5 protein-coding genes are annotated in these 3,502 nt (G+C 58.4%); 1 reads left to right on the top strand and 4 read right to left on the bottom strand.

The window, feature by feature from the left end; all coding sequences use genetic code 11:
• Window positions 1-1,216: penicillin-binding transpeptidase domain-containing protein (locus Q1B15_RS00150; RefSeq protein ID WP_299748360.1), on the top strand; the 1,216-nt coding region annotated here is incomplete at its 5' end.
• A 68-nt stretch (window positions 1,217-1,284) separates the two neighbouring features.
• Here the strand turns inward: Q1B15_RS00150 and Q1B15_RS00155 are convergent.
• From Q1B15_RS00155 to ihfB, 4 genes are read right to left on the bottom strand one after another with little or no spacing between them, the layout of a single operon-like run.
• Entirely contained in the window at window positions 1,285-1,731 is a 447-nt protein-coding gene (locus Q1B15_RS00155; protein WP_299748363.1) for a GNAT family N-acetyltransferase, read from the bottom strand.
• Window positions 1,728-2,369, bottom strand: coding sequence for a phosphoribosylanthranilate isomerase (locus tag Q1B15_RS00160; RefSeq protein WP_299748366.1), 642 nt, complete (start codon window positions 2,367-2,369; stop codon window positions 1,728-1,730). Before Q1B15_RS00160 ends, Q1B15_RS00155 begins: the two co-directional genes overlap by 4 nt.
• 25 nt (window positions 2,370-2,394) lie before the next feature.
• A complete protein-coding gene (locus Q1B15_RS00165) occupies window positions 2,395-2,739 on the bottom strand; it encodes a LapA family protein (RefSeq protein ID WP_299748368.1) in 345 nt (114 codons plus the stop codon).
• A 13-nt stretch (window positions 2,740-2,752) separates the two neighbouring features.
• On the bottom strand, window positions 2,753-3,034 hold the full coding sequence (gene ihfB, locus Q1B15_RS00170; protein WP_299748371.1) for an integration host factor subunit beta: 282 nt from the start codon (window positions 3,032-3,034) through the stop codon (window positions 2,753-2,755).
• Between the last annotated feature and the right edge of the window lie 468 nt (window positions 3,035-3,502).

A 3,502-nucleotide genomic window follows, 5' to 3' on the forward strand; every position in this document is an offset into this window, starting at 1 on the left:
AGCCCGCTTCGCCCGCGATAACCCGGCCGAGCTTTCTGAGGCCGCCGAAGCCCGCGCGGGCGGATCTTTCGCCGATTGGGTCATGGATCAGGGCCCTGCCTTCCTGACCGAAGATACGACAGAAGACGTCGTCATCCGCACGACCTTCGACCAGAACATCCAGAATTCCGCGGAAGAAGCTCTTCAGTGGGTCTTCGACAACAAAGTCCGTCAAGGCAGCGAAGCCCAGGCCGCAATCGTCGTCATGAGCGCCGACGGTGCCGTCCGCGCCATGGTCGGCGGGCGCAAATTCCGTGGCATTGCGGGCCAGTTTAACCGCGCCATACAAGCCAAACGGCAAACCGGCTCGGCTTTCAAACCCTTCGTCTACGGCGCCGCCCTCGACCTTGGCTATTCGCCCAATGATACCGTAACAGACGCCCCCCTCTGCATGGACGTCCCCGGCTCAGGCCAATGGTGCCCCTCGAATTACACGCGAGATTACAAGGGCTTGGTCACTCTCACCGAAGCTCTCGCGCAATCACTGAACATTCCAGCCGTGAAAGTCTTCGATCGCGTCGGCCGCGAAGCCGTCGTGAAAATCGCCTCCGATTTCGGCATCGAAAGTGACCTTGCTGTTGGCCCCGCCCTGGCACTTGGCACGTCTGAATCGACACTTTTGGAAATGACCGGCGCCTATGCGGGAATCCTGAACGGTGGCTCGTCCGTTTCGCCCTATGGCCTCGTGGAACTTAGCCTCAAGGGCGACAGCGACCCGCTTTTGGCGCAAGAAGGCGGCATTGGCGAGCGCGTCATCACCGAAAAGGCGGCCCGCGACCTCACCTATATGATGAGTGAAGTCATCACCCGAGGCACAGGCACCCGGGCCCGCCTCGCCGATCGCCCCTCCGCCGGAAAAACCGGCACAACGCAAGCCGCGCGCGACGCATGGTTCATCGGCTTCACCGCAGACTATGTTGCAGGCATCTGGATGGGCTATGACGACAACACGCCACTGTCCGGCGTCACGGGCGGCGGTCTGCCAGCTGAGATCTGGCGCGAAACCATGACCCGCGTCCACGAAGGCCTGCCAGTACGAGACCTCCCCATGACCTCCCCCGGCCCCGCGCCTCCGATCGCGACAGAACAACGCCCAAGACGTGGAGCAACCTCCGGCAGCGACAACACCGTGGAGCGCGTCATCCTCAACGTCCTGAACGAAATCTTCGGCAACTGATCCCCTCAGACCAACCGCCGCAAATCCGCTTCGTTCTGATTAAAGCTCTCCAGAGGCCGCACCCGGCCTCAAAGCGATTTCTTGAACCCGAAGTGGCTCGCCACAAAGCCTTCACGCTCATAAAATCGCCGGGAGTCCTCGCGGCTTTGGTTCATCGTTAGCTGCAACAAAACCGCTCCCGCCGCACGCGATCGCGCCTCGGCGTCCGAAATCAAAAGCGCGCCAACCCCCTGCCCACGCACCCCGGACGCCACACGCACCCCCTCGATTTGGGCACGCCGCGCGCCCGCCAACGAAATCCCAGGGATAATCGTCATCTGATAGGTCGCAACGATCTCGCCGTCGCGCTCGCCGACAATCAGCCGATTGCCCGGCACAGCCATCATCTCGGCAAATGCCGCCAGATAAGCCTCGGGTGCTGCCGTCTCACGGGTTTGTCCCAGCCCGTCATCGCGCAACAACTCGACTGCTGCGCCAACGTCCCGGCGCCCCGCCACGCGAAACACAGCGCTCACCCAGCGGCCTCGATAAATGCACTGATCGCCGCAATGTCCTTCACCCCCGGAGAGCTCTCGACCCCCGACGACACATCCACCTGACGCGCGCCCGTTAAAGAAATCGCCTCGGCGACATTCTCCGGCGTCAATCCGCCTGCAAGCATCCAAGGGCACGCAAACCGCCGTCCGGCCATCAACCGCCAGTCAAACGCAAGCCCATTGCCCCCCGGCAAAACCGAATTTTTCGGTGGCTTGGCATCAATCAGAATTTGGTCCGCCACCGCGGCATAAGCCTCAACCGCCAATAGATCGCTTTCGTCGGCAACACCGAGCGCCTTCATTACCGGCAAACGAAAACGCGCCTGCACATCAGCCACCCGCTCAAGGCTCTCGTTGCCGTGAAGCTGCAGCATATCAAGCGCGACACTCTCTGTAAGCTTGGTTAACAGCGCATCGCTTGCGTTCACCGTCAATGCAACCTTCACCACACCGGGTGGGATTGCCAAGGCAAGCGCCATCGCCTGCTCAACCGACACATTCCGCGGAGATTTGTCGAAAAAGACAAAGCCAACAAAGGCCGCACCGGCCTCAACCGCGGCAGCCGCAGTCTCAGGTGTGGACAAGCCACAGATTTTAGTGCGCGTTCTACGGGTCATTCAGGAAATGTAACTTTCCGAGCCTCTAGCGGCTCTCAAGCAGAGCAAGCACATCATCGCCCGACTTCGGAGATTTTCCGGACGCACCCAGCTCTTTTTCAAGATGTTCACGCGACCGCCGCTCAACAACAGCATCCCGGCGATACTTGTGTTCCCGGATCCATTCCCAGACGAACCCAAGCACCACACCAAACATCACAGCAATCAGCAAGACAACGAAAACTGGCAACGTAATCTGCCAGGAAAAACCGAACAAGCCGGTCAATTCCCCCGGCAAAAGCCGAAGCGTGATGGGGCCTCGGTTTGCAATTGCGATTGTCACCATGACAATCGCAAGTGCGGCCAAAATACCGTAGCGTAAGTATCGCATGGACACCTCTGCCCTATTTTCCGTTTAAACGATCTCGAAGAAGTTTGCCGGTCTTAAAGAATGGCACGTGTTTTTCTTCCACCTGAACGCTATCACCGGTACGCGGATTACGCCCGACGCGGGCATCCCGCTTTTTGACTGAAAATGCACCAAAGCCGCGCAACTCCACCCGGTCACCGCGTGCCATAGTATCAATAATCTCGTCGAAAATCGTCGACACAATACGTTCGACGTCGCGCTGATAAAGGTGGGGGTTCTCGTCTGCAATCTTTTGGACCAGTTCTGATCTGATCATATTTCCCCCCGAAGGTTGTTTTGAATTAATCCGCGTCTCTACCGGACGCGGTGTATCTCATGACTATAGGCACAAAACGCAGCAGAAAAAACCAATATGGCATCTCAATTGCGCCAAAATATTGCTCTATCGCCCTGAAAAGGGGGAGAAAACGCGAACCATTCGTGATTTCGCCGGGTTCGAAAATTGCGCAGGCGTTTTTTCTGCGATGCGGCAAGCAATCCGATTCGTGGCCGAAGGCGCATACATCGCCCTCTGGACAGGCTCCCAAAATGCAAAAAAGCCCGCGGAAAAAACCGCGGGCTTCACTGTCCCATAGCACGGGGCAAGTCTTACTTTTCGTCACCCTTCAGAGCGGCGCCAAGGATGTCGCCAAGCGATGCGCCCGAGCTGGAAGAACCATACTGTTCGACGGCCTCTTTCTCTTCTGCGATCTCGCGTGCTTTGATCGAAAGACCCAAACGGCGT

Source organism: uncultured Boseongicola sp., from assembly GCF_937988555.1.
Lineage (GTDB): Bacteria > Pseudomonadota > Alphaproteobacteria > Rhodobacterales > Rhodobacteraceae > Boseongicola.

What these genes read in the sequence shown, in the direction of transcription:
- Q1B15_RS00160 (WP_299748366.1), bottom strand. Translation starts at nt 2,369, where the DNA reads ATGACCCGTAGAACGCGCACTAAAATCTGTGGCTTGTCCACACCTGAG.
- Q1B15_RS00165 (WP_299748368.1), bottom strand. Translation starts at nt 2,739, where the DNA reads ATGCGATACTTACGCTACGGTATTTTGGCCGCACTTGCGATTGTCATG.
- ihfB (WP_299748371.1), bottom strand. Translation starts at nt 3,034, where the DNA reads ATGATCAGATCAGAACTGGTCCAAAAGATTGCAGACGAGAACCCCCAC.